Source organism: Streptococcus mitis, from assembly GCF_023109105.1.
GTDB classification, from domain to species: Bacteria; Bacillota; Bacilli; order Lactobacillales; family Streptococcaceae; genus Streptococcus; species Streptococcus mitis_BW.
In genome coordinates this window covers 42,551-68,171 of record NZ_JALDTZ010000007.1, presented here as the reverse complement: position 1 = coordinate 68,171, position 25,621 = coordinate 42,551, and the positions used below count along the sequence as shown (strand labels likewise).

General features: G+C 38.8%; 24 protein-coding genes and 2 pseudogenes. 23 read left to right on the top strand and 3 right to left on the bottom strand.

Annotated features, from left to right (window positions below; genetic code table 11):
- Nucleotide 1 precedes the first annotated feature (1 nt).
- The 11 genes from comGC (at nt 2) to jag (ending at nt 7,012) form a co-directional block, all read left to right on the top strand.
- Nucleotides 2–325 carry a competence type IV pilus major pilin ComGC gene (gene comGC / locus M1F37_RS05660; RefSeq protein ID WP_247935074.1) on the top strand — a complete coding sequence of 108 codons (324 nt, stop codon included), beginning with the start codon at nt 2–4 and terminating at the stop codon, nt 323–325.
- Nucleotides 288–722, top strand: coding sequence for a competence type IV pilus minor pilin ComGD (comGD, locus tag M1F37_RS05655; RefSeq protein ID WP_247935073.1), 435 nt, complete (start codon nt 288–290; stop codon nt 720–722). The genes comGC and comGD overlap by 38 nt, the downstream gene beginning before the upstream one ends.
- Nucleotides 685–987, top strand: coding sequence for a competence type IV pilus minor pilin ComGE (gene comGE / locus M1F37_RS05650; RefSeq protein ID WP_282184478.1), 303 nt, complete (start codon nt 685–687; stop codon nt 985–987). The genes comGD and comGE overlap by 38 nt, the downstream gene beginning before the upstream one ends.
- The gene (comGF, locus tag M1F37_RS05645; RefSeq protein ID WP_247935072.1) at nt 950–1,411 is read left to right on the top strand and encodes a competence type IV pilus minor pilin ComGF; all 462 of its coding nucleotides are present in this window, start codon (nt 950–952) and stop codon (nt 1,409–1,411) included. Before comGE ends, comGF begins: the two co-directional genes overlap by 38 nt.
- Nucleotides 1,389–1,811 carry a competence type IV pilus minor pilin ComGG gene (comGG, locus tag M1F37_RS05640; protein ID WP_247935071.1) on the top strand — a complete coding sequence of 141 codons (423 nt, stop codon included), beginning with the start codon at nt 1,389–1,391 and terminating at the stop codon, nt 1,809–1,811. Before comGF ends, comGG begins: the two co-directional genes overlap by 23 nt.
- 32 nt (nt 1,812–1,843) lie before the next feature.
- The gene (locus tag M1F37_RS05635) at nt 1,844–2,431 is read left to right on the top strand and encodes a class I SAM-dependent methyltransferase (RefSeq protein WP_247935070.1); all 588 of its coding nucleotides are present in this window, start codon (nt 1,844–1,846) and stop codon (nt 2,429–2,431) included.
- A gap of 60 nt (nt 2,432–2,491) precedes the next feature.
- Nucleotides 2,492–3,445 (top strand): class I SAM-dependent methyltransferase, encoded by a 954-nt coding sequence (locus tag M1F37_RS05630; RefSeq protein ID WP_247935069.1) that lies wholly within the window; start codon nt 2,492–2,494, stop codon nt 3,443–3,445.
- 50 nt (nt 3,446–3,495) lie between these two features.
- Complete coding sequence (locus M1F37_RS05625) at nt 3,496–4,689, top strand: acetate kinase (protein WP_247935068.1); 1,194 nt, start codon at nt 3,496–3,498, stop codon at nt 4,687–4,689.
- Between the two features lie 145 nt (nt 4,690–4,834).
- A complete protein-coding gene (gene rnpA / locus M1F37_RS05620; protein WP_247935067.1) occupies nt 4,835–5,206 on the top strand; it encodes a ribonuclease P protein component in 372 nt (123 codons plus the stop codon).
- Complete coding sequence (locus tag M1F37_RS05615; RefSeq protein ID WP_247935066.1) at nt 5,181–6,005, top strand: membrane protein insertase YidC; 825 nt, start codon at nt 5,181–5,183, stop codon at nt 6,003–6,005. Before rnpA ends, M1F37_RS05615 begins: the two co-directional genes overlap by 26 nt.
- Nucleotides 6,006–6,022: 17 nt before the next feature.
- Entirely contained in the window at nt 6,023–7,012 is a 990-nt protein-coding gene (gene jag, locus M1F37_RS05610) for an RNA-binding cell elongation regulator Jag/EloR (RefSeq protein WP_247935065.1), read from the top strand.
- A 42-nt stretch (nt 7,013–7,054) separates the two neighbouring features.
- On the opposite strand, the pseudogene M1F37_RS05605 reads toward jag, so the two are convergent.
- Nucleotides 7,055–8,273, bottom strand: a pseudogene (locus M1F37_RS05605) (transposase); the annotation flags it as partial.
- A 435-nt stretch (nt 8,274–8,708) separates the two neighbouring features.
- Here M1F37_RS05605 and M1F37_RS05600 point away from each other — a divergent pair.
- On the top strand, nt 8,709–14,150 hold the full coding sequence (locus tag M1F37_RS05600; protein WP_247935064.1) for an accessory Sec-dependent serine-rich glycoprotein adhesin: 5,442 nt from the start codon (nt 8,709–8,711) through the stop codon (nt 14,148–14,150).
- A 264-nt stretch (nt 14,151–14,414) separates the two neighbouring features.
- Here M1F37_RS05600 and M1F37_RS05595 read toward each other — a convergent pair.
- Nucleotides 14,415–15,546, bottom strand: a pseudogene (locus M1F37_RS05595) (transposase).
- Between the two features lie 221 nt (nt 15,547–15,767).
- On the opposite strand from M1F37_RS05595, the gene M1F37_RS05590 reads away from it, so the two are divergent.
- From M1F37_RS05590 to M1F37_RS05555, 8 genes are all read left to right on the top strand, one after another.
- A complete protein-coding gene (locus tag M1F37_RS05590) occupies nt 15,768–16,223 on the top strand; it encodes a MarR family winged helix-turn-helix transcriptional regulator (protein WP_247935063.1) in 456 nt (151 codons plus the stop codon).
- A 57-nt stretch (nt 16,224–16,280) separates the two neighbouring features.
- Nucleotides 16,281–17,513: an acyl-CoA thioesterase/bile acid-CoA:amino acid N-acyltransferase family protein gene (locus tag M1F37_RS05585; protein WP_247935062.1), complete on the top strand. Its 1,233-nt coding sequence runs from the start codon at nt 16,281–16,283 to the stop codon at nt 17,511–17,513.
- Between the two features lie 592 nt (nt 17,514–18,105).
- Nucleotides 18,106–18,972 carry an ABC transporter ATP-binding protein gene (locus M1F37_RS05580; RefSeq protein ID WP_247935061.1) on the top strand — a complete coding sequence of 289 codons (867 nt, stop codon included), beginning with the start codon at nt 18,106–18,108 and terminating at the stop codon, nt 18,970–18,972.
- The gene (locus M1F37_RS05575; protein WP_247935060.1) at nt 18,972–19,814 is read left to right on the top strand and encodes an ABC transporter permease; all 843 of its coding nucleotides are present in this window, start codon (nt 18,972–18,974) and stop codon (nt 19,812–19,814) included. Before M1F37_RS05580 ends, M1F37_RS05575 begins: the two co-directional genes overlap by 1 nt.
- Nucleotides 19,815–19,832: 18 nt before the next feature.
- Entirely contained in the window at nt 19,833–20,288 is a 456-nt protein-coding gene (locus M1F37_RS05570; protein ID WP_247935059.1) for a LytTR family DNA-binding domain-containing protein, read from the top strand.
- Between the two features lie 9 nt (nt 20,289–20,297).
- Entirely contained in the window at nt 20,298–20,717 is a 420-nt protein-coding gene (locus tag M1F37_RS05565) for a DUF3021 domain-containing protein (protein WP_247935058.1), read from the top strand.
- A 94-nt stretch (nt 20,718–20,811) separates the two neighbouring features.
- A complete protein-coding gene (locus M1F37_RS05560; protein ID WP_247935057.1) occupies nt 20,812–21,507 on the top strand; it encodes a GNAT family N-acetyltransferase in 696 nt (231 codons plus the stop codon).
- Between the two features lie 11 nt (nt 21,508–21,518).
- Nucleotides 21,519–21,935, top strand: a complete 417-nt coding sequence (locus M1F37_RS05555; protein WP_247935056.1) for a GNAT family N-acetyltransferase — start codon at nt 21,519–21,521, stop codon at nt 21,933–21,935.
- 912 nt (nt 21,936–22,847) lie between these two features.
- Here M1F37_RS05555 and M1F37_RS05550 read toward each other — a convergent pair.
- Entirely contained in the window at nt 22,848–22,940 is a 93-nt protein-coding gene (locus tag M1F37_RS05550; RefSeq protein ID WP_247935055.1) for a type I toxin-antitoxin system Fst family toxin, read from the bottom strand.
- 133 nt (nt 22,941–23,073) lie between these two features.
- On the opposite strand from M1F37_RS05550, the gene ruvB reads away from it, so the two are divergent.
- The 3 genes from ruvB to M1F37_RS05535 all read left to right on the top strand — a co-directional run bounded on the left by ruvB (nt 23,074) and on the right by M1F37_RS05535 (nt 25,614).
- Nucleotides 23,074–24,072 carry a Holliday junction branch migration DNA helicase RuvB gene (ruvB, locus tag M1F37_RS05545; RefSeq protein WP_282184476.1) on the top strand — a complete coding sequence of 333 codons (999 nt, stop codon included), beginning with the start codon at nt 23,074–23,076 and terminating at the stop codon, nt 24,070–24,072.
- Nucleotides 24,053–24,625 (top strand): nucleotidyltransferase family protein, encoded by a 573-nt coding sequence (locus tag M1F37_RS05540; protein WP_247935054.1) that lies wholly within the window; start codon nt 24,053–24,055, stop codon nt 24,623–24,625. Before ruvB ends, M1F37_RS05540 begins: the two co-directional genes overlap by 20 nt.
- A 230-nt stretch (nt 24,626–24,855) precedes the next feature.
- A complete protein-coding gene (locus M1F37_RS05535; RefSeq protein WP_214614803.1) occupies nt 24,856–25,614 on the top strand; it encodes an isoprenyl transferase in 759 nt (252 codons plus the stop codon).
- Nucleotides 25,615–25,621 lie beyond the last annotated feature (7 nt).

Here is a 25,621-nt window from a genome sequence, read left to right as displayed (position 1 = left end):
AATGAAAAAACTCATAACAAAATTAAAAAAAGCCAAGGTTAAAGCCTTCACTCTGGTAGAAATGTTAGTCGTCCTTTTAATCATCAGCGTACTTCTCTTGCTCTTTGTACCTAATTTGACCAAGCAAAAAGAAGCAGTCAACGACAAAGGAAAAGCTGCTGTTGTTAAGGTAGTGGAAAGCCAGGCAGAGCTTTATAGCTTAGATAAAAATGAAGATGCTAGCCTAAGCAAGTTACAAGCAGATGGGCGAATCACGGAAGAACAGGCTAAAGCTTATAAAGAATACCATGCTAAACAAAATACGAGTCAAACCGTTGCAGATTAAGGCCTTTACCATGCTTGAAAGTCTCTTGGTTTTGGGACTTGTAAGTATGATTGCCTTGGGCTTGTCCGGTTCTGTCCAGTCCACTTTTGCAGCGGTAGAGGAGCAGATTTTCTTTATGGAGTTTGAAGAACTCTATCGGGAAACTCAAAAACGCAGTGTAGCCAGTCAGCAAAAGACTAGTTTGAACCTAAGTGAGCGTACTATCAGTAACGGCAGTCAAAAGTTGACAGTTCCTAAAGGCATTCAGGCACCATCAGGACAAAGTATTACATTTGACCGAGTTGGGGGCAATTCGTCCCTGGCTAAGGTTGAATTTCAGACCAGTAAAGGAGCGATTCGCTATCAATTATATCTAGGAAATGGAAAAATTAAACGCATTAAAGAAACAAAAAATTAGGGCAGTGATTTTACTGGAAGCAGTAGTCGCTCTAGCTATCTTTGCCAGCATTGCAACCCTCCTTTTGGGACAAATTCAAAAAAATAGGCAGGAAGAAGCAAAAATCTTGCAAAAGGAAGAGGTCTTGCGTGTAGCTAAGATGGCCTTGCAGACTGGTCAAAATCAAGTAAACATCAACGGAGTTGAGATTCAGGTGTTTTCTAGTGAAAAGGGATTGGAGGTCTACCATGGTTCAGAACAGTTGTTGGCGATCAAAGAGCCATAAGGTCGAGGCTTTCACCTTGTTGGAATCCCTGATTGCCCTCATTGTCATCAGTGGAAGCTTACTCCTCTTTCAAGCCATGAGTCAGCTCCTCATTTCAGAAGTTCGCTACCAGCAGCAAAGCGAGCAAAAGGAGTGGCTCTTGTTTGTGGACCAGCTGGAGGCAGAATTAGACCGTTCGCAGTTTGAAAAAGTGGAGGGCAATCGCCTCTATATGAAGCAGGATGGCAAGGAAATTGCGATAGGGAAGTCTAAATCGGATGATTTTCGGAAAACTGATGCCAGTGGACGAGGTTATCAGCCTATGGTTTATGATCTTAAATCCGCACAGATTACAGAGGATAATCAACTGGTGCGTTTTCGTTTCCAGTTCCAAAAAGGCTTAGAAAGGGAGTTCATCTATCGTGTGGAAAAAGAAAAAAGTTAAGGCAGGTGTTCTCCTCTATGCAGTCACCATGGCAGCCATCTTTAGTCTTTTGTTACAATTTTACTTGAACCGACAAGTCGCCCACTATCAAGACTATGCTTTAAATAAAGAAAAGTTGGTTGCTTTTGCGATGGCCAAGCGAACTAAAGATAAGGTTGAGCAAGAAAGTGGGGAACAGGCCTTTAATCTAGGCCAAGTGAGTTATCAAAACAAGAAAATAAGCTTGGTAACAAGGGTTCGTACGCCTAAGAGCCAATATGAGTTTATGTTTCCCTCAGTCAAAATCAGAGAAGAGAAAACGGAGAAAACGGATAAAATGGAAAAGGCAATGACTGATTCAAGTGATCAAGCAGAGAAGAAAAAATCAAAAGAGAAGCCTGAAAAGAAAGAGAATTCCTAGCCAATCAAGCTACTTTGTGCTAAACTAAAAATATGAAACATGATTTTAACCACAAAGCAGAAACCTTCGATTCCCCTAAAAACATCTTCCTCGCAAATTTGGTTTGTCAAGCGGTCGAGAAACAAATTGATCTTCTATCAGACAAAGAAATTTTGGATTTCGGTGGAGGGACAGGTCTGTTAACCTTGCCCCTAGCCAAGCAGGCCGAGTTCGTTACTCTTGTAGACATTTCTGAGAAAATGCTGGAGCAAGCTCGTTTGAAAGCGGAGCAGCAAGACATCAAGAATATCCAATTTCTGGAGCAAGATTTATTGGAAAATCCCTTGGAGCAAGAGTTTGATCTCATTGTTGTTTGTCGGGTTCTTCACCATATGCCTGATTTAGATGCAGCTCTCTTACTGTTTCATCAACATTTGAAGGAAGATGGGAAACTCCTCATTGCTGATTTTACCAAGACAGAGCCTAAGCATCATGGCTTTGATATAGCTGAATTGGAAAAACAGCTCATTGAGCATGGTTTTTCATCTGTACATAGTCAAATCCTCTATAGCGCTGAAGACCTGTTTCAAGGAAATTACTCAGAACTCTTTTTAACAGTAGTCCAAAAATCACTCGCCTAGTCAGGGAGTGATTTTTCTATAAGGATGGAAAAAAGAAGGGAAATTTGATAAGATAGGAATATGGATTTTGAAAAAATTGAACAAGCTTATACCTATTTACTAGAGAATGTCCAAATCATCCAAAGTGATTTGGCGACCAACTTTTATGATGCCTTAGTGGAGCAAAACAGTATCTATCTGGATGGTGAAACTGAGCTAGAGCAGGTCAAAAACAACAATCAAGCCCTTAAGCGTTTAGCACTACGAAAAGAAGAATGGCTCAAGACCTACCAGTTTCTCTTGATGAAGGCTGGGCAAACAGAACCCTTGCAGGCCAATCACCAGTTTACACCAGATGCTATTGCTTTACTTTTGGTGTTTATTGTGGAAGAGTTGTTTAAAGAGGAGGAAATTACTATCCTCGAAATGGGTTCTGGGATGGGAATTCTGGGCGCTACTTTCTTGACCTCGCTTGCTAAAAAAGTGGATTACTTGGGAATGGAAGTGGATGATTTGCTGATTGATTTGGCAGCTAGCATGGCAGATGTAATTGGTTTGCAGGCTGGCTTTGTTCAAGGAGATGCCGTTCGTCCACAAATGCTCAAAGAAAGCGATGTAGTCATCAGCGACTTGCCAGTCGGCTATTATCCTGATGATGCCGTTGCCTCGCGTCATCAAGTTGCTTCTCGTCAAGAACATACTTACGCCCATCACTTGCTCATGGAACAAGGACTTAAGTATCTCAAGTCAGACGGATACGCTATTTTTCTAGCTCCGAGTGATTTGTTGACCAGTCCTCAAAGTGATTTGTTGAAAGGATGGTTGAAAGAAGAAGCAAGTCTGGTTGCCATGATTAGTCTGCCTGAAAATCTCTTTGCTAGTGCCAAACAATCTAAGACCATTTTTATCTTACAGAAGAAAAGTGAACTAGCAGTAGAGCCTTTTGTTTATCCACTTGCTAGCTTGCAAGATGCAAGTGTTTTAATGAAATTTAAAGAAAATTTTCAAAAATGGACTCAAGGTACTGAAATATAAAATAGATTTTGTTATAATAGATGAAAACGCTTAAAAAGGGGTATCATGTTATGACAAAAACAATTGCAATCAATGCAGGAAGTTCAAGTTTAAAATGGCAATTATACTTAATGCCAGAGGAAAAAGTGTTAGCCAAAGGCTTGATTGAACGTATCGGTTTGAAAGATTCAATTTCAACTGTAAAATTTGACGGTCGTTCTGAGCAACAAATTTTGGATATCGAAAATCACACACAAGCTGTTAAAATCTTATTGGATGACTTGATTCGTTTCGACATTATCAAGGCTTATGATGAGATTACTGGTGTTGGACACCGTGTTGTTGCAGGTGGAGAATATTTCAAAGAATCAACAGTCGTTGAGGGAGATGTTTTAGAAAAAGTTGAAGAGTTGAGTTTGTTGGCTCCTCTCCACAATCCAGCCAATGCAGCAGGTGTTCGTGCCTTCAAGGAATTGTTGCCAGACATTACCAGTGTAGTTGTTTTTGATACTTCATTTCACACAACTATGCCAGAGAAAGCTTATCGCTACCCTCTACCAACAAAATATTACACAGAAAATAAGGTTCGTAAATATGGTGCCCACGGTACAAGTCACCAGTTTGTAGCAGGAGAAGCTGCAAAACTCTTGGGCCGTTCATTAGAAGACTTGAAATTGATTACTTGCCACATCGGTAATGGTGCTTCTATTACAGCTGTTAAGGGTGGTCAATCTGTGGATACTTCAATGGGATTCACTCCACTTGGTGGTGTGATGATGGGAACACGTACAGGAGATATTGACCCAGCTATCATTCCTTACTTAATGCAATATACAGAGGACTTTAATACTCCTGAAGACATTAGTCACGTCCTTAATCGTGAATCAGGGCTTATGGGGGTTTCAGGCAAATCTAGTGATATGCGTGATGTGATTGCTGCGAAAGAAGCAGGAGATCATGATGCTACCTTAGCTTATGAAATCTATATTGATCGTATCCAAAAACACATCGGTCAATACCTTGCAGTTCTAAATGGAGCAGATGCTATTATCTTCACAGCAGGTATCGGTGAAAATGCTGCAAATGTACGTGAAGATGTGATTTCAGGTATCTCTTGGTTTGGCTGTGATGTTGACCCAGAAAAGAACGTCTTTGGCGTGACAGGAGACATCTCAACAGAGGAAGCGAAGATCCGTGTCTTGGTCATTCCAACAGATGAAGAACTAGTCATTGCCCGTGACGTTGAACGCTTGAAAAATAAGTAAAACTAGAAAAAATATTCAGTACAAGAAGTTGGGAAAGAGATTTTTCCAGCTTCTTTTTCTGATGAAATTGTCCAAAACCTTGCTATGATTGGCTTTTTTGAAAAATATGGTATAATAGTAGTAATTTAATAGATGGAGTTGAGTTTTGAAGAAAAACTTTCGTGTAAAAAGAGAGAAAGATTTTAAGGCGATTTTCAAGGAGGGGACAAGTTTTGCCAATCGCAAATTTGTTGTCTACCAGTTAGAAAACCAGAAAAACCATTTTCGAGTAGGTCTATCAGTTAGCAAAAAACTGGGGAATGCGGTTACCAGAAATCAAATCAAGCGACGAATCCGACATATTATCCAGAATATAAAAGGGAGTCTGGTAGAAGATGTAGACTTTGTTGTCATTGCTCGAAAAGGGGTCGAAACCTTGGGATACGCAGAGATGGAGAAAAATCTACTCCACGTATTAAAATTATCAAAGATTTACCAGGAAGGAAATGGGAGTGAAAAAGAAACTACAGTTGACTAGTTTGCTAGGACTGTCTCTATTGATCATGACAGCCTGTGCAACAAATGGGACAACTAGCGATATTACAGCCGATTCGGCTGATTTTTGGAGTAAATTTGTTTACTTCTTTGCGGAAATCATTCGCTTTTTATCATTTGACATCAGTATCGGCGTGGGGATTATTCTCTTTACGGTCTTGATTCGTACACTGCTTTTGCCAGTCTTCCAAGTGCAAATGGTGGCTTCTCGAAAAATGCAGGAAGCTCAACCACGCATTAAGGCGCTACGAGAACAATATCCGGGTCGTGATATGGAAAGCAGAACCAAGCTAGAGCAGGAAATGCGTAAAGTCTTTAAAGAAATGGGTGTCAGACAGTCAGATTCTCTTTGGCCGATTTTGATTCAGATGCCGGTTATTTTGGCCTTGTTCCAAGCTCTATCAAGAGTTGACTTTTTAAAGACAGGTCATTTCTTATGGATTAACCTTGGTGGTGTGGATACAACCCTTGTTCTTCCTATTTTAGCAGCAGTATTTACCTTTTTAAGTACTTGGTTGTCTAATAAAGCCTTGTCTGAGCGTAATGGAGCTACGACTGCGATGATGTATGGGATTCCAGTCTTGATTTTTGTCTTTGGGGTCTATGCTCCGAGCGGAGTAGCGCTCTACTGGGCAGTGTCCAATGCTTATCAAGTCCTGCAAACCTATTTCTTGAATAATCCATTCAAGATTATCGCAGAGCGCGAGGCTGTAGCTCAGGCACAGAAAGATTTGGAAAATAGAAAAAGAAAAGCCAAGAAAAAGGCTCAGAAAACGAAATAATAAGGAGGAATCTGGTAATGGTAGTATTTACAGGTTCAACTGTTGAAGAAGCAATCCAGAAAGGATTGAAAGAATTAGATATTCCAAGAATGAAGGCTCACATCAAAGTTATTTCTCGTGAAAAAAATGGATTTCTTGGTTTATTTGGTAAAAAACCAGCTCAGGTTGACATTGAAGCTATTAGTGAAACAACTGTCATCAAAGCAAATCAACAAGCTGTGAAGGGTGTTCCTAAAGAAATTAATGAACAAAATGAACCAGTTAAAACAGTCAGTCAAGCGACCGTTGATTTGGGGCATGTTGTAGAAGCGATTAAAAAGATTGAAGAAGAAGGCCAAGGGGTTTCTGATGAAGTCAAGGCTGAAATCTTGAAAAATGAAAAACATGCTAGCACCATCTTAGAAGAAACTGGGCATATTGAAATTTTAAATGAATTACAGCTTGAAGAAGCTGATCTTGAAGAAGAAATAGAAACTCCTATTCTTGAAAGTCAAGCTGAACAAACTAAAAGTCAAGAATTAGAAGATTTGGGCTTAAAGGTAGAACCGAGCTTTGATATTGAACAAGTAGCTACGGAAGTAACAACTTATGTTCAAACGATTATTGATGATATGGACGTTGAGGCGACGATTTCAAATGACTACAACCGTCGTAGCATCAATTTGCAAATTGATACCAATGAGCCAGGTCGTATCATCGGTTACCATGGTAAAGTTTTGAAGGCCTTGCAACTGTTGGCTCAAAATTATCTTTATAATCGCTATTCAAGAACCTTCTACATTACAATTAATGTCAATGATTATGTTGAACACCGTGCAGAAGTCTTGCAGACCTATGCGCAAAAATTGGCGACTCGTGTTTTAGAAGAAGGGCGCAGTCATCAAACAGATCCAATGTCAAATAGCGAACGCAAGATTATCCATCGTATTATTTCACGTATGGATGGCGTGACTAGTTACTCTGAAGGTGACGAGCCAAATCGCTATGTCGTTGTAGATACAGAATAAGTAAAATCGGCTCTTTGTCAACTGTAGTGGGTTGAATAAAAGCTAACATCTGGAGAGGACAATCATTGTCTTCTCCATTTTTATATTCAGAGCGATAAAAATCCGTTTTTTGAAGTTTTCAAAGTTCCGAAAACCAAAGGCATTGAGTTTGATGAGATTATTAGTCGCTTCCAATTTGGCATTGGAATAGGGTAACTGAAGGGCGTTGATAGTCTTTTCTTTGTCTTTGAGAAATGTCTTAAAGACAGTCTGAAAAAGAGGATGAACCTGCTTTAGATTGTCCTCAATGAGTCCGAAAAATTTGTCAGGCTCTTTATTCTGAAAGTGAAAAAGCAGGAGCTGATAGTGGTCTTTCAAGTCTTCTGAATAGCTCAAAAGCTTGTCTAGGATTTCTTTATTGGTTAAGTTCATACGAAAAGTAGGGCGATAAAATCTCTTATCACTGAGTTTACGACTATCCTGTTGAATGAGCTTCCAGTATCGCTTGATAGCCTTGTATTCATGGGATTTTTGATGAAACTAATTCATGATTTGGACACGCACACGACTCATAGCACGGCTTAAGTGTTGGAGTAAAACAGTCCAGTGGACTGTTTTAGCCTGAGTTTAGAAATATAATAAGGAAGGGTGAAAGCGATCCAGAACGATTTTTGCATTCGGGAGTGAAACAGTCTGGAAGACTGTTTCAGCCTGAGCCTAGAAATTCGAAAGCGAAGTTGTCTAGCTAAGTCATAATAAGGGCTAAACATATCCATGGTGATGATTTTCATTCGACATCGGACGGCTCTATCATATTTAAGAAAGTGATTTCGGATAACAGTTTGTGGTCTACCTTCAAGAACAGTGATGATATTGAGATTATCAAAATCTTGCGCAATGAAACTCATCTTCATTTCCCGATTGAAACAGTCACTCCCCTGACTATTTCAACGTCCCAGGACATAATCTCAGGCAGACGAGAAAAATTATGCTCAAAGTGAAAGTCATTGAGCTTGCGAATGACAGTTGAAGTTGAGACGGCTAGCTGATGATCAATATCGGTCATAGAAGTCTTTTCAATCAGCTTCTGATCAATCTTTTGGTTGATGATACGAAGTATTTGGTGATTCTTCTTGATGAGAGAAGTCTCAGTGACCATCATTTTTGAGCACTGCTAGCACTTAAAACGGCGTTTTTTAAGGAGAATTCTGGTAGGCATACCAGTTGTTTCGAGGTAAGGAATCTTCGACGGTTTTTGAAAGTCATATTTCTTCAATATCGAGTAGTTTTGTAATAAAATGCAATTGTTCCATATGAATCTTTCTAATGATGGTTTGGTTGCTTTTCATTATAGATCTTATGGGACTTTTTTCTACACTAAAAAAGGCTCCATAATATCCATAGGGGATTTACCCACTACAAATATTATAGAGCCTTTTATATCAGATTCTAGAGAGATTATAGTACATATATTGGTATATAAACTAGTTCACGTTTATGCATAATAGAGTATGGGACAAGTGTTTAGAAGAGTGATTATCTTTGTACACAAGTGTCCTCTTTTACAATTTTTCATGACTTTAAAAAGTCGGTATTTTACAGCTTTTGTGCCGAACTTCTCCTTTTTATAGTATTTCTGTTATTAAATATCAAAATTCTTGCTTTTTTACAGTAATAATGTATAATGGAAACGAATACAACAAAAAAGGAGACTAACATGTTTTTTAAACGTTCAAACGGAGAATTTCGTGAAACCGATCGAGTGACTCGATTCAAATTGATCAAGTCAGGTAAGAATTGGTTGCGTGCATCTACTTCAAACTTTGGGCTTCTAAAAGTGATTCGAGGTCAAGTCGAAGAAACTATCGTAGCTGAAGTGCATGAAGATGCGGTGTCAGAAAAGGGACTGACAAGTCGAGGATTCTTAAAAGGGATCGTCGTAGCCGCTGCTGTTCTTAGTGCGACATCACTTGTACATACTGGTCATGCAGATGAACTAGAAAAAGATGCAACTACTGCGTCAGCTTTGGTTAGTGCACCTGCAGTTACAACAGAGTCGAAATCATTGAGTGAGCAAGGTTCTACAGAACAATCAGCAACTCTAAATGAATCTGCTACTGAAACAAAAGAAGATACAGTGGTTTCATCTGAATTAGTGGAAAATGCTCCTGTGTCTGAAGACAAAGCAATCTTAGAACAAAATGCTTCTGAAGCAGCTTTGTTGATTAACATCGCTGAAAAATATGCATCAAACCATCAAGATGCAAATCAAAAAGCAGCGATCCATGCAGCTGTTGCTAACCTTCAATCAGAATTGTCAGCAAGCACTAGTTTGACCCAAGCACCTGCTCAAGCTTATGCAGATCAACGTGCGCGTTTGAGCAAGTCAGTGGATGAGCTGATGGCAGTTTTAACAGTGGCAGGTTTTGAAGGAAACACTACTGTTAACGGTGCGCCTGCAGTTTCTGCGCAGTTGGATGCTATTTCAACGTCAACTACTCTTACTGCGCCATCTGTTGTAGAAAAGATGGACCAACCAAATGGAGCTTCAATTGAAGATCCAGCTTTGGACAATCCAAACTACAAATTGGATCCAAATGAAGAACGCTATACCTATTCAATCTGGGATCTTCAAAACTGGGCAGGACCTGCAAATCAAGGTGGTGTTACCTATAGCAACGGTGGCTATTATGTAACCTTCTCAGTAGATCGTTCTGCTGTTGGAACGACACAGACGCCAACTGTTCATGCTCGTTTGGTTGAAAAAGCTACTGGTAAAGAAGTAGAAACATTGGATATGACTACCAAGTCAACTTATCAATTTAAGACCTTGGTGCAAGAAAATCCAACTTATGCACCTCAATTTGACTATACTACTGGAGAAGCTTCACAAATTCTAGGAACTTGGACCAATAACCGTGATGCTGGTCCAACTTCGGATGACAAATATAAGCACCATATTCTTCAAATTCGTGACACAACGAAACCAGGAAATGTTGGTGACACAAAGCCAAATGTTCAAACAGTTGTTCCAACTGAAAAAGTAACCCATACAACTCACTATAAAGTTGAGGGCACAAACGAGGAATTGGCTTCATACGCTCAAACGGGTATTGAAAGCCAAGCTTATCACGCCTCTAATCCGCGTACATTTGAAGGTTATGAATTCACACGGACTGATGCAGAAAAAGATATGAGCGGTTTCTTAGGTGGTGTTGGAGCTAAGTACTTGGAACTCCAAGGTGGGCGCGCTCACTACTATGTAAAACGTATTGTAGAACAAGTAGATAAAGATGGTACATCTGTTGTTAAATTGTATGCTTTAGATCCTTCGAAGGTGTCATCATATAGCCCGGCAACTGATGTAAATAATCTTAATTTAGATAACTATACATTGTTGTATACCTCAGATCCTGTCAAACCAGGAGGTAAGCCAACACCTGCTGGAACAAAAGATGCAACTCACTCAGTTGGATTTGTTGATAGTAAGGATGGGCAATACCATCTTAAGGTGGAAACCTATACTGATGGTGGAAATGGGAATGTCCGTTTGAGTGGTTGGTACAATAAAGCCACAGGGGATGCTTTTACAGCTTCGCCGCAATACTCAGCAGATGTTGATCCTGTTCGAAATAATAGAGATAACATCATCGGTGGGAATACACCGGGAGATAAAGCTTCAGGCTATCCATCATTCTACAATAACTACTCACTTCCTTCTGTTAAACAAATTTCTACCGATGTAACTCACTATTACCGTAAATCAGATGTTAAAGGTAATGTTTACGTGCATTATCAAGATACAGAAGGCAAGACTATTAAGCCAGATGTAACTGATGAAAAAAATCAACCAGTTAATAAGGCCTACGATACAGTTGTAGACAATCGTCCGAACGAGATTACATTCGAAGGTAAGACTTACGAGTTAGTCCCAGCTGGTAACTACACAGTAGGTGAAGTTGATGATCAAGGTCACCTTAAGTCATCAGACTCAACAACAGGTGCAGTTGCTAAAGAGGATAAGAATGTAACTTACATCTACAAACTTAAAGAAACGCCTAAGGGTAACGTTTATGTTCACTATGTAGATACAGAAGGCAAGACCATCAAGTCTGATGTAACCGATGAAGATAAACAACCAGTAGACAAAGACTACGATACAGTTGTAGACAACCGTCCACAAGAGATTACATTCGAAGGTAAGACATACGAATTGGTCCCAGCAGGTAACTACACAGTAGGTGAAGTAGATGATCAAGGTCACTTGAAGTCAACAGACCCAACAACAGGTAAGGTTATCGAAGGTGATAAGAATGTCACTTATGTATACAAACTTAAAGAAGCTCCTAAGGGTAACGTTTATGTTCACTATGTAGATACAGAAGGTAAGACCATCAAGTCTGATGTAACCGACGAAGACAAACAACCAGTAGACAAAGACTACGACACAGTTGTAGACAACCGTCCACAAGAGATTGAATTCGAAGGTAAGACATACGAATTAGTCCCAGCAGGTAACTACACAGTAGGTGAAGTAGATGATCAAGGTCACTTGAAGTCAACAGACCCAACAACAGGTAAGGTTATCGAAGGTGATAAGAATGTCACTTATGTATACAAACTTAAAGAAGCTCCTAAGGGTAACGTTTATGTTCACTATGTAGATACAGAAGGTAAGACCATCAAGTCTGATGTAACCGACGAAGACAAACAACCAGTAGACAAAGACTACGATACAGTCGTAGACAACCGTCCACAAGAGATTGAATTCGAAGGTAAGACATACGAATTGGTCCCAGCAGGTAACTACACAGTAGGTGAAGTAGATGATCAAGGTCACTTGAAGTCAACAGACCCAACAACAGGTAAGGTTATCGAAGGTGATAAGAATGTAACTTATGTATACAAACTTAAAGAAACTCCAGCTGAGCCTAAGGGTAACGTTTATGTTCACTATGTAGATACAGAAGGCAAGACCATCAAGTCTGATGTAACCGACGAAGATAAACAACCAGTAGACAAAGACTACGATACAGTTGTAGACAACCGTCCACAAGAGATTGAATTCGAAGGTAAGACATACGAATTAGTCCCAGCAGGTAACTACACAGTAGGTGAAGTAGATGATCAAGGTCACTTGAAGTCAACAGACCCAACAACAGGTAAGGTTATCGAAGGTGATAAGAATGTAACATATGTATACAAACTTAAAGAAACGCCAAAAGGTGAAGTTGTTATCACTTATGTAGATGAGAAGGGTAAAGAGCTTCAAAAACCTCGTCAAGATACACCAAATTCACCATATGACACACCATATAACACTACTGAAGAAGGTGAAAAACCAAACACAATCAAGAGTGAAGATGGTAAGACATATAAGATCGTACCGAAGGGTGATTATCCAGTAGGTAAGGTCGATGAAAATGGTCACCTTGAATCATCAGACCCAGTTACAGGTAAGGTTACTAAACCAAAATCAACTATCACTTATGTTTATAAAGAAGTGAATGGTAATGTCTATGTACACTACGTTGATACAGAAGGTAAGACAATCAAGTCTGATGTAACCGATGAAGACAAACAACCAGTAGACAAAGACTACGATACAGTTGTAGACAACCGTCCACAAGAGATTGAATTCGAAGGTAAGACATACGAATTAGTCCCAGCAGGTAACTACACAGTAGGTGAAGTAGATGATCAAGGTCACTTGAAGTCAACAGACCCAACAACAGGTAAGGTTATCGAAGGTGATAAGAATGTAACTTATGTATACAAACTTAAAGAAACTCCAGCTGAGCCTAAGGGTAACGTTTATGTTCACTATGTAGATACAGAAGGCAAGACCATCAAGTCTGATGTAACCGACGAAGATAAACAACCAGTAGACAAAGACTACGACACAGTTGTAGACAACCGTCCACAAGAGATTGAATTCGAAGGTAAGACATATGAATTGGTCCCAGCTGGCACTTACAAAGTTGGTGAAGTAGATGATCAAGGTCACTTGAAGTCAACAGACCCAACAACTGGTAAGGTTATCGAAGGCGATAAGAATGTAACTTATGTATACAAACTTAAAGAAACCCCAGCTGAGCCTAAGAAGGGTGAAGTCATCATCACTTATGTAGATGAGAAGGGTAAAGAGCTTCAAAAACCTCGTCAAGACACACCAAACTCACCATATGACACACCATATAACACCACTGAGGAAGGTGAAAAACCAAACACAATCAAGAGTGAAGATGGTAAGACATATAAGATCGTACCGAAGGGTGATTATCCAGTAGGTAAAGTTGACGAAGATGGACACTTGGAATCATCTGATCCAGTTAAAGGTAAAGTTGACAAACCAAAATCAACCATCACTTACGTCTATAAAGAAGTGAAGGGTAACGTTTATGTACACTACGTTGATACAGAAGGCAAGACCATCAAGTCTGATGTAACCGACGAAGACAAACAACCAGTAGACAAAGACTACGATACAGTTGTAGACAACCGTCCACAAGAGATTACATTCGAAGGTAAGACATACGAATTGGTCCCAGCAGGTAACTACACAGTAGGTGAAGTAGATGATCAAGGTCACTTGAAGTCAACAGACCCAACAACAGGTAAGGTTATCGAAGGTGATAAGAATGTAACATATGTATACAAACTTAAAGAAACTCCAGACAAACCTGTAGAGCCAACTCCAGACAAGCCTGTAGAACCAACTCCAGACAAGCCTGTAGAGCCAACTCCAGACAAACCTGTAGAACCAACTCCAGACAAGCCTGTAGAACCAACTCCAGACAAGCCTGTAGAACCAACTCCAGATAAACCTGTAGAACCAACTCCAGACAAGCCTGTAGAACCAACTCCAGACAAGCCTGTAGAGCCAACTCCAGATAAACCTGTAGAACCAACTCCAGACAAACCTGTAAAACCAACTCCAGACAAGCCTGTAGAGCCAACTCCAGACAAACCTGTAGAGCCAACTCCAGACAAGTCTGTAGAGCCAACTCCAGGTAAACCAGTAGATCCAACATCAGCTAAAGGACAACTTCCAAATACTGGTGAAACTACATCTGCAGGCTCAACTGTACTCGGAGTAGTTGCAGGACTTGTAGGATTGGCAGCACTTGGACGTCGTAAAAAAGAAGACGAAAAATAGTCATCTTTCTTAAGTGAGTAATGTTACTTTATTAAAAATAACAAGTCACGATTGACGACCAGAGCCGGTTTTGAGTCATAGAAAAAAGGGAACTGTGTGTTCCCTTTTTTCGACTAGTTATAAAATAGAATCTCTGCTGAGAGTCTATGAGAAGAAAAGCTAGTAACAAGATTTATAAAAAGATATAAAGTTATCCCGAATCTATGATTTATCATGATTCGGTTTTTTCAGGTTCTTTGTCAACTGTAGTGGGTTGAAAAAAAGCTAATCTCGAGAAAGGACAAATTGCGTCCTTTCTTTTTGATGTTCAGAGCGATAAAAATCCGTTTTTTGAAGTTTTCAAAGTTCCGAAAACCAAAGGCATTGCGCTTGATAAGTTTGATGAGATTATAGTGGTGTTTCAAGTCTTCTGAATAGTTCTAAAGCTTGTCTAGAATCTCTTTATTCGTCAAGTGCATTCGAAAAGTAGGGCGATAAAATCGCTTATCGCTGAGTTTGCGACTATCCTGTTGGATGAGTTTCCAGTAGCGCTTAATAGCCTTGTATTCATGGGATTTTCGATCAAACTGATTCATAATTTGAACACGCACACGACTCATAGCACGGCTTAGATGTTGTACAATATGGAAACGATCAAGTACAATTTTTGCATTCGGGAGTGAAACAGTCTGGGAGACTGTTTCAGCCTGAGCCTAGAAATTCGAAAGCGAAGCTGTTTAGACAAGGTATAATAAGGACTAAACATATCCATAGTAATGATTTTCACTCGACATCGGACGGCTCTATCATATTTAAGAAAGTGATTTCGAATGATAGCTTGTGTTCTGTCCTCAAGAATAGTGATGATATTGAAATTGTCAAAATCTTGCGCAATGAAACTCATCTACATCTCCCGATTGATACAGTCACTTCCCTGACTGTTTCAACATCCCAGGACATAATCTCACGAAGACGAGAAAAATCATGTTTAAAGTGAAAGTCATTAAGCTTGCGAATAACAGTTGAAGTTGAGATGGCTAGCTGATGAGCAATATCAGTCATAGAAGTTTTTCAATCAACTTTTGAGCAATCTTTTGGTTGATGATACGAGGGATTTGATGATTTTTCTTGACGAGGGAAGTCTCAGCGACAGCCTTTTTTGAGCACTGATAGCACTTAAAACGGCGTTTTTTAAGGAGAATTCTGGTAGGCATACCAGTTGTTTCGAGGTAAGGGATCTTAGACGGTTTTTGAAAGTCATATTTCTTCATTTGACTTCCACAATCAGGACAGGATGGGGCATTATAATTTAGTTTAGCGATGATTTCTTTGTGTGTATCTTATTGATGATGTCTAAAATCTGGATATTAGGGTCTTTGATATCGAGCAGTTTTGTGATAAAATGTAATTGTTCCATATGAATTTTTCTAATGATGCTTTGGTTGCTTTTCGTTATAGATCTTATGGGACTTTTTTTCTACAACAGAATAGGCTCCATAATATCCATAGAGGATTTACCCACTACAAATATTATAGAGCCAAATAAGATAGGAATCCTTCAGAGTAGAATCTGGGGGATTTTTTATTTGACAGGAAGTTTCTATTTTGTTAATATGATTAACAAAGAAAAGAGAGATTATGGATAAAAAAGAATTTATTACATTTAATAATCGTTTCAATAGCTTTATTTTAGCGTTTGAACAGTTAAAAAAAAATCAACATAAAAGTGGTGTTGACAGATCCATTACGTTGAATGAGGTACATTTGATTGTTGTGATTGGGGAAAATCAGCCTTTAAATCTAGTAAAATTATCTGAACTATTAGGAGTTTCGAGAAGTGCAACAACTCAAAGTGTTAGAAGATTGATTCAAAAAAATTTAGTTTTTTTTGATTTTGATCCGAATAATGGGAAAAATAAATATTTGAGATTATCTGAAAAAGGCATCGAAGTTTTTAAAATCCATAAGGAGCAACAAGCATATATTGAAAAGTCAATCTTTTCAGTTTTAAACAACTATAGCGAGGGGGAACTTCAAACAGTTGTGAAATTGATGGATGATATTGAAAAGGTGTGGGGAGAATTACCGTGGTAAAAGTCGCGGTAAATTTTAAATATAATTGTTAAGTGAATTAACAAAAAGGAGGAAGATATGACTGTAAACATAGAACTGATTTCACAAACAGATTTAGCGGATGAATCTTTTTATATTGCTATCAATGGTTTAGAACCAAGGGCAATGTATTGTGTAGAAATGTACCTGTTTGATTATTACTGTATAAATGCTTTCTTGCTTTTAGATCATGATGTTATATGGAAATCAGCCGCAATTTTTTTATCTGATCAGGACGGTATGATTGATACCTCTCAGACAGCATCTATTTCGGGATCTTATAAAGGGGTTTCGGAAATGGGATTATTCTTTAATGCGAAACCGTTGAAGAATAGGAAAAGGAGATTACCGAGTTCCCTTGATAGAATTCCATTGCGAGATTGTTTTGGTGTTGAAATTAAAATCAAGATGGGGAAAGATGTGGTCGCGGAGCAAAGTTTCGTAAGGCGTTATATGAATCTGGGAGTAAGATATCAAGATATCTATGACAAGCATTTTCAAGGTCGATTGTTTTATGATGAAAAGTTAAGAAAGGCGCCAGCCGTGATTATTGTTAGCGGTAGTGAGGGAAGAATTGAAAAAGCTCAGAATATTGCCCAGCTTTTATCTTCTAGAGGATATATTTGTCTTGCGATAGCTTATTTTGGTTTAGAGGGATTGCCCCAAAACTTAGAACGAATTCCAATAGAATGTCTGGAGGAGGCGAAAGATTTTCTATATCATCATCCTCAAGTTGATAATACAAAAATAGGAATATATGGTCGCTCTAAAGGAGCAGAGCTTGTTCTGGCTGGACAAAGTATTTTGGAAGATGTGCAATGTTTAGTACTCAATTCTCCTTCAAATATAATATTTGAGGGAATAAAGGGAAAACTCAATTCTCATTCATCTTCTTGGACATATTCGCAAAAAGAACTTCCTTATCAAAAATTTCAGTTAGGAAATTATTTGTTAAACAAGTTTTTTGGAAAATATATTCCTGAAGATAGTAGGGCTCAGATTGATGTGAGTAAAATTGCCTCTCCTTTATTATTACTAGGAAGCGATGTTGATGAAATATGGAATGCATCATCCGCGATAGATGATATTATTTCACACTATAAAGGGGAATCCATTTTGTTTAAAAAATACCATGAAACAGGGCATATGTTGACGGTTGCTTATCAACCGAATCATCGTTATCGAAAAGATTGGCGCTTATTAATGAAAGAAAGTGTAGACTCTTGGTTTGCCACGATAAATTTTTTTGATAGACATCTGAAAAATTTGTAGATAGTGCTGAACCGTACTATAATAGTCCCAACTAAGATAAAAACACAGTTCTGGTTAGTAGTCCAGTCTATAAAAGCAATTGTTCAAACAAGAGAAATTTGAACTCAAACAGTAAAAAATAGAGAGAAGTACAAGAGTTACTAGTGACTTTCTCTTTCATAAAATAGAACAGCTCTTCTCGGATAAAAAGAGCTGTTTTTTGCTTGTATTGAAAATTCTTTTCATCTATTATTTCCTAATAAATCAACTTGGTGTCAAAAATTTGGCTATAAGGGATTGTGTGTCATGATTTCTAGTTAATTTTTTATTGTTTGATTTGGCGAGAATAATACTACCGATTCTTTAATTTTTCGGCCAGATGCGGTAAAACATCTCTTTTATAGCGCATATTTAAAAATATAATGTGTTCTTGTAAGTGTTTTTAAGCTTCATTTAGCAATTCGGTAGGAGAAAAATGGCTGTAGCCTTCTCTACTTTAACTTAACCCTAATTATCTCACCACTTAACCTCTCATTTTAACCACTTATCTCGAAAGTCGATTTTTCTTTCATACTTTTTGTTAAACTGGTTAGGTAAAGAGGAGGAAATAAATATGATTTTACAAGTTAAACATTTGACTAAACGGTATGGCGATTATATGGCTGTTGACGATATTCAGTTAGAGTTTGAAGAAGGGAGTTTTAATGCTATTTTGGGTCCCAATGGTGCAGGAAAATCAACCACCATTTCCATGTTAATCGGTTTGAAAAAGCCGACAAAAGGTCAGATTCGATATGCGCCAAATACGAAAATCGGAGTAGTTTTTCAAGCTAGTGTACTGGATGAGAGGTTGACGGTTAGGGAAAATCTTACGATTCGTGCTCAACAGTATAAGGAGATTGTAGCAAGTCGTGTGGATGATTTGATCCATCAACTGGGTTTGACTGCTTTCCAGAAGCAACTATATGGGACTTTGTCAGGTGGGCAAAAACGTAGGGTTGATATTGCGCGTGCTCTTCTTTCACAGCCAGATATTCTTTTCTTAGATGAACCAACGACAGGTCTAGATATTCAGACTCGCAAAGCCATTTGGGATTTACTGTCTCGACTACAAAAGGATGAAGGGATGACTATTATCTTAACGACTCATTATCTGGATGAAGCGGATGAAGCGGATCAGATCTATATCGTTGATCATGGGAAAGTGATTGCGCAAGGTTCTGCGACGGTTATTAAAAGTCAGTATGCATCTAATATTCTAAAAATTCGTTTTAAAGAAATGAAGGATTTAGAAAAGTTGCTACAGGCTGGAATGACAGTAAAGGAAGAAAATGAGTTGGAATATCTTTTTTATCCAAGGACATCACTGGAAGCTATTGAATATTTGGCAAAAGTACGAGAAGAAATTGATTCTTTTGAGTTTCGTCCAGGTACCATGGATGATGCCTTTATTGCACTTACAGGAAGAGAGGTTCGCTAATGTTAGCTTTATTGAAACGGAATTTTATATTATATTTTCGTAATCGTTCAGGAGTATTTTTCTCATTATTGGGGGCATTGATTTCCTTCCTCCTTTATATCATTTTTTTGCAGAAGAACTTGACGGATGCTTGGTCCCAACTCCCTGATAATACGAACCTTTTAAATAACTGGCTGATGGGTGGGACATTGGCTGTAACTGGGATTACAACCAGTTTTACGGCTCTTACACAAATGGTACAGGATCGTGAAAATCAAGTGGATCAAGATCTCTTCTTGACAGATTTAGGTAGCTGGGGGTTACAGGTGTCCTATCTAATCAGTAGTATTGCCATCTCTTTTGTCATGCAGGTGTTTATGTTTGCTGTTATGGGGCTTTATTTTAAAGAGAGTCCAGTTATCAGTCATTTACCGGAAATTGCTTTGATTATGTTGTTAAGTAGTCTGCTTTCAAGTTTGATAAATATTCTCTTGATTTATCGTTTTCAATCTGTAGATAGTCTTGGCAAACTGGCAACTATAGTGGGAACTGCTTCTGGATTTTTAGTAGGAACTTATGTCCCTATTGGAGTTTTACCTGATTTTGCACAAATTATTATGAAGTGTACCCCTGCAACTTATATTGCTTCTCTTTATCGACAAATTTTAATGAAAGAACCATTAGAGACCGCATTTACAGGAAATAGCAGATTGTTAAAGGAATTTCAAGAAAAAATGGGAATCCAAATCAACTGGCAAGAACTATTGACAAAGGAAGAGACATACTTTATAGTGGTTATTATATGTCTCGTCGCTATTCTTCTTTGGCTTTTATTTGTTAAAGTATTTAGCAAGAGAAAATAAAAGTACATTGGAGAGAAAATGAAGATTCGTTTTGAAATGAAGCCAGAGTTTTCAGAAAAGGACCCACATATTGTAATTCAGGCAGCTCAGTTAACCGACCAAGCAAGGGAAGTCATGGAGTATTTAGAACAATTTTCAACGACCAATCAGGTGGTCATTCCTATTCGAACGGATGATTATCTGGTCATGGTAAAGATTGAGGATCTTATTCTAGCAGATATCGATAAGAACTTGTTAACCATTTATACGGTAGATGGGATTTATAAAACTAAGGAAACATTGATAAACTTTCAGAATCGGATTAATCGGCGTAACTTTATACAGATATCACGCCATTCAATTATAAACATTGACCACTTAGAATCGTTATCAGATAGCTTTTCAGGGAACATGATGGCTAAAATGACTCGGGGCATCAAATCTAGTGTGAGTCGGAAATACGTTAAGTCCTTAATGAATTATCTAGGTTTATAGGAGAAAATCATGAAACGATTAATTGATTATTTTGTATCGGGAATGCGTACGGCTTCCTTCTTTTATTTGAGTATGATGGTGTTGACTCAGTTTTATCCAGGTATTAATTATCCTGAACCAATGACAAAAAATATTCTAGCTCTGTTTTTAATGGGTGGAATTATGGGGGTATTGACTTTAATACTTGAAAAGCTAGAGTTTCTTGCTTTTAGTATACGTGTAGGAGTTCATTTATTAGTGACGGCTACTATTTTAGTATTGACCTCTCTATTTTTTGGTTGGGGTTCAGCCTTGTGGAGTCCCTTGCTTTGGTTCTTTTTCTTGTTAATTTATGGATTGATATGGTTGTATCAAATCTGGCGAACTCATAAACTCACACAACAAATTAATCAAGCCTTGGAGGATAAAAGACAGAAAACGGGTCACTAATATAGTGTTGAGTATGAAGTTTGAAGACAGTGCCAGTTTCCAAAGAGAACAATTTGTGATATAGTATTTTCAGCGTAAAACAAGGAGAAGAAAAATGCCAGTAAACGAATATGGTCAGATGATTGGTGAGTCAATGGAAGGTTATACACCAGGTGAACTGCCTTCTATTGATTTCTTAGAAGGGCGTTATGCTAAGATAGAGGCTCTTTCGGTGGAAAAGCATGCGGAGGATTTATTAGCTGTTTATGGCCCTGATACGCCTCGGGAGATGTGGACCTACCTCTTTCAGGGACCAGTAGCAGACATGGAGGAACTGGTCAGCCTTTTAAATCAGATGTTGGCTCGTAAGGACCGTTTTTACTATGCAATCATAGACAAGGCAACTGGTAAGGCTTTGGGAACTTTTTCTCTCATGCGTATTGACCAGAATAACCGAGTAATAGAAGTGGGAGCTGTCACTTTTTCTCCAGAGCTCAGGGGGACACGGATAGGAACAGAAGCCCAGTATCTCTTGGCTTGCTATGTCTTTGAAGAGCTTAACTATCGTCGCTATGAGTGGAAATGCGATGCTCTTAACCTGCCATCAAGACGAGCTGCGGAGCGTTTGGGATTTGTCTATGAAGGAACCTTCCGTCAGGCAGTGGTTTATAAGAGGCGTACGAGGGATACGGATTGGCTGTCTATGATTGATAAGGACTGGCCCAAAGTCAAAGCTCGTTTGGAAACATGGTTGCGTCCTGAAAATTTTGATAAAAATGGACAGCAGTACAAGAGCTTGAGAGAGCTTTAAGAGGTGTTGACATGATCACTATTAGAAAGCAAGAAATCGTCAAACTAGAGGACGTTTTGCATCTCTATCAGGCTGCCGGTTGGACAAATTATACCCATCAACCAGAGATGCTGGAGCAGGCCTTATCTCATTCATTAGCGATTTATGTGGCACTTGATGGCGATGCTGTGGTGGGCTTGATTCGTTTGGTTGGAGATGGATTTTCATCAGTACTGGTTCAGGATTTAATCGTTTTACCAATCTATCAGCGTCAAGGGATAGGTAGTGCCTTGATGAAAGAGGCTTTAGAGGATTACAAAGATGCCTATCAAGTCCAGCTGGTGACAGAACAGACAGAACGAACCTTGGAATTCTATCGTTCTATGGGCTTTGAAATCTTATTCACTTATAATTGTATAGGAATGACTTGGATAAACAGAGAAAAATAACAAAACTTATTTTTCTTAAGCAAAGTTTAAGGCTAGTCTAGTATTATATAGTCATTAAATAAAGACCTCCTAACTTTATTTAATGAAATCCTAAAACTTTTTTTCATCATAATCTCCTAATGAAGTCACCCAATCAGGTGGCTTTTTTGTGGTTAGGTGATGGTGATAGAATTTTTTTGTAATACTCTTTGAAAATCAAATTCAAATCACGTCACCTTGCCGTACTCAAGTACAGCCTGCGGCTAGTTTCCTAGTTTGTTCTTTGATTTTCATTGAGTATAAAATAGTAAAATATGAGAAAAGTTAAGTTAGTTTTAAGCTTTGTCTTGTATTATATCTTTATTAAATAAAGACCTCCTAACTTTATTTAATGAAATCCTAAACTTTTCTTTTTCATAATAATCTCCCTTAACTCCACCCAATCAGGTGGAGTTTTTTGGCTCTATTTCAGGATTTTGGGGACTGTTATAAAAATCATTTTCCGATATTTTCAGGTATTTTCGGATTTTGGTTGGGGAATTGGCGGGGACTTGTTTAGCAAATATGACTAAGAAATAGTTTTGTTGTTATTTAAGTGAATTCAACCTTAATTTGATTGTAGGTGACTGTTAATTGAAGGACTGGAACTACTGTAATAATGATTTTGCTTGTCTAGTAGTGACGTAATAAATGAGAAGTGACATGTAAGATTGTCTCTTCGTTTACGAAATCGAAATTTCTATGAAATTGATAGAATCCCTAACGTTTTCCTAATCTTGAAAGCCTTGTTGTACAGCGATTAAAGAAGATGTAAACCTTTGACAAAATTTGTGAACTGTGGGATAATGAAATGGAATTGAGTACTAGTTCTATATCATGGGCTAGAAAAGACCCCAAGCTCACGACCAGATAAGCTTGGGGTCTTTTTTGACACTATTTGTCCTTGTTTAGCCATTTATCGACTAAGCGAAGAACGACACCGACCACAATTGGTCCGATGATAGTTTTGAGTACTAATTCTATCATGGGCTATCTCACCTCCTTTCGTAGGCGGTGTAGAAGTGCCGTAGAATATGATACCACATAAGTGCTAAACTCGGGAGGCACCTAATCAGGTGGTTTTTTTGTTTGTGGGCTGGATTTTTGCTATAATAGAAACATGAGTAGAATTTTAGATAATGAAATCATGGGTGATGAGGAGTTAGTAGAACGCACGCTTCGTCCTCAGTATTTACGTGAATACATTGGACAGGACAAGGTCAAGGACCAGCTCCAAATCTTTATCGAAGCTGCCAAAATGCGAGATGAAGCGCTGGATCATGTCCTCTTATTTGGACCTCCAGGTTTGGGGAAAACAACTATGGCTTTTGTTATTGCCAATGAACTGGGTGTAAATCTCAAGCAAACGTCTGGTCCTGTCATTGAAAAAGCTGGTGACTTGGTAGCGATTTTGAATGAATTAGAGCCTGGGGATGTCCTTTTTATTGATGAGATTCATCGTTTGCCCATGTCAGTGGAAGAGGTGCTTTACAGTGCCATGGAGGACTTCTACATTGATATCATGATTGGGGCTGGTGAAGGTAGTCGCAGTGTTCATTTGGAATTGCCACCATTTACATTGATTGGTGCGACGACACGAGCTGGCATGCTATCAAATCCGCTACGAGCACGTTTTGGGATTACTGGTCATATGGAGTATTATGCCCATGCTGACTTGACAGAAATTGTCGAGCGGACGGCAGATATTTTTGAGATGGAAATCACTCACGAGGCCGCTGCTGAGCTGGCCTTACGTAGTCGTGGAACCCCTCGTATTGCCAATCGTCTCCTTAAGCGTGTGCGCGATTTTGCCCAGATTATGGGGAATGGGACTATCGATGATCTTATTACCGATAAGGCTTTGACCATGCTGGATGTTGACCATGAAGGTTTGGACTATGTGGACCAAAAAATCCTTCGGACCATGATTGAGATGTACGGTGGTGGTCCTGTTGGTCTAGGAACTCTTTCTGTTAACATAGCAGAGGAGCGTGAGACAGTTGAAGACATGTATGAGCCTTACTTGATTCAAAAAGGTTTTATCATGCGGACACGTTCTGGACGGGTGGCGACTGCTAAGGCGTATGAGCACTTAGGTTATGAATACAATGAAAAATGAGCAAGAAATTCTAGAGGCTTTTAGAGAAAATCCGGATATGATGGCTATTCTGACGATCATCCGAAACCTTGGTCTGAAAGATTCGTGGTTGGCAGCAGGTTCTGTCAGAAATTTTATCTGGAATCTCTTGTCAGATAAACCAGCTTTTGACCGTGAAACGGATGTGGATGTGATTTTCTTTGACCTAGAGGTGAGTTATGAAGAAACGCTGGCAATAGAAAACAAGTTGAGAGAGGACTTCCCCCAGTATCAGTGGGAGTTGAAAAATCAAGTCTATATGCATCAGCATAGTCCTTATACGGCTCCATATACTAGTTCTCGTGAAGCTATGAGTAAGTATCCAGAACAGTGTACGGCTGTTGGACTACGCTTGAATGAAGAATCCACATTAGAGCTCTTTGCCCCTCATGGTTTGGAGGATATTATAAAGTTTCAAGTTTCCCCAACTCCTCATTTCTTAGAAAATGAAGACCGAATGAAGCTCTATCAAAAGCGTTTATCCAAGAAAAATTGGCAAAAAAAATGGAAAAATCTCACATTTAAACTAACTTAAGGAAACTTTAAGTTAGGAGTTGTATACTTATCTCATAAGTTAAGAAGACCTTAACTTAAACTCCTAAAACTTTTTCATAATAATCTCCCTATAAAAATTAAGTCGCCTAATCAGGCGGCTTATTTTTTTGAAAAATGGGCTTTGTGCCTGAGAATAAATAGCTTAGTGATAGAAGAAAATGGGGAAATATGGTATAATGAAACGATAGATTTTTGAATAGGAATAAGATCATGTTTGGATTTTTTAAGAAAGATAAGGCTGTGGAAGTAGAGGTTCCGACACAGGTTCCTGCTCATATCGGCATCATCATGGATGGGAATGGCCGTTGGGCTAAAAAACGTATGCAACCGCGGGTTTTTGGGCACAAGGCGGGCATGGAAGCATTGCAAACTGTGACCAAGGCAGCCAACAAACTAGGCGTCAAGGTGATTACAGTTTATGCTTTTTCTACGGAAAATTGGACCCGTCCAGATCAGGAAGTCAAGTTTATCATGAACTTGCCAGTAGAGTTTTATGATAATTATGTCCCAGAATTGCATGCGAATAATGTTAAGATTCAAATGATTGGGGAGACAGACCGCCTGCCTAAGCAGACTTTTGATGCTTTAACCAAGGCTGAGGAATTGACTAAGAACAACACAGGATTAATTCTGAATTTTGCCCTCAACTATGGTGGACGTGCTGAAATCACACAGGCTCTTAAGTTGATTTCTCAGGATGTGTTAGATGCCAAAATCAACCCAGGTGACATCACAGAGGAATTGATTGGCAACTATCTCTTCACCCAGCATTTGCCTAAGGAGTTACGAGACCCAGACTTGATTATCCGTACTAGTGGAGAATTGCGTTTGAGCAATTTCCTTCCATGGCAGGGAGCCTATAGTGAGCTCTATTTTACGGACACCTTGTGGCCTGATTTTGACGAGGCGGCCTTGCAGGAAGCCATTCTTGCCTACAATCGTCGTCATCGCCGATTTGGAGGAGTTTAGGAGGAAA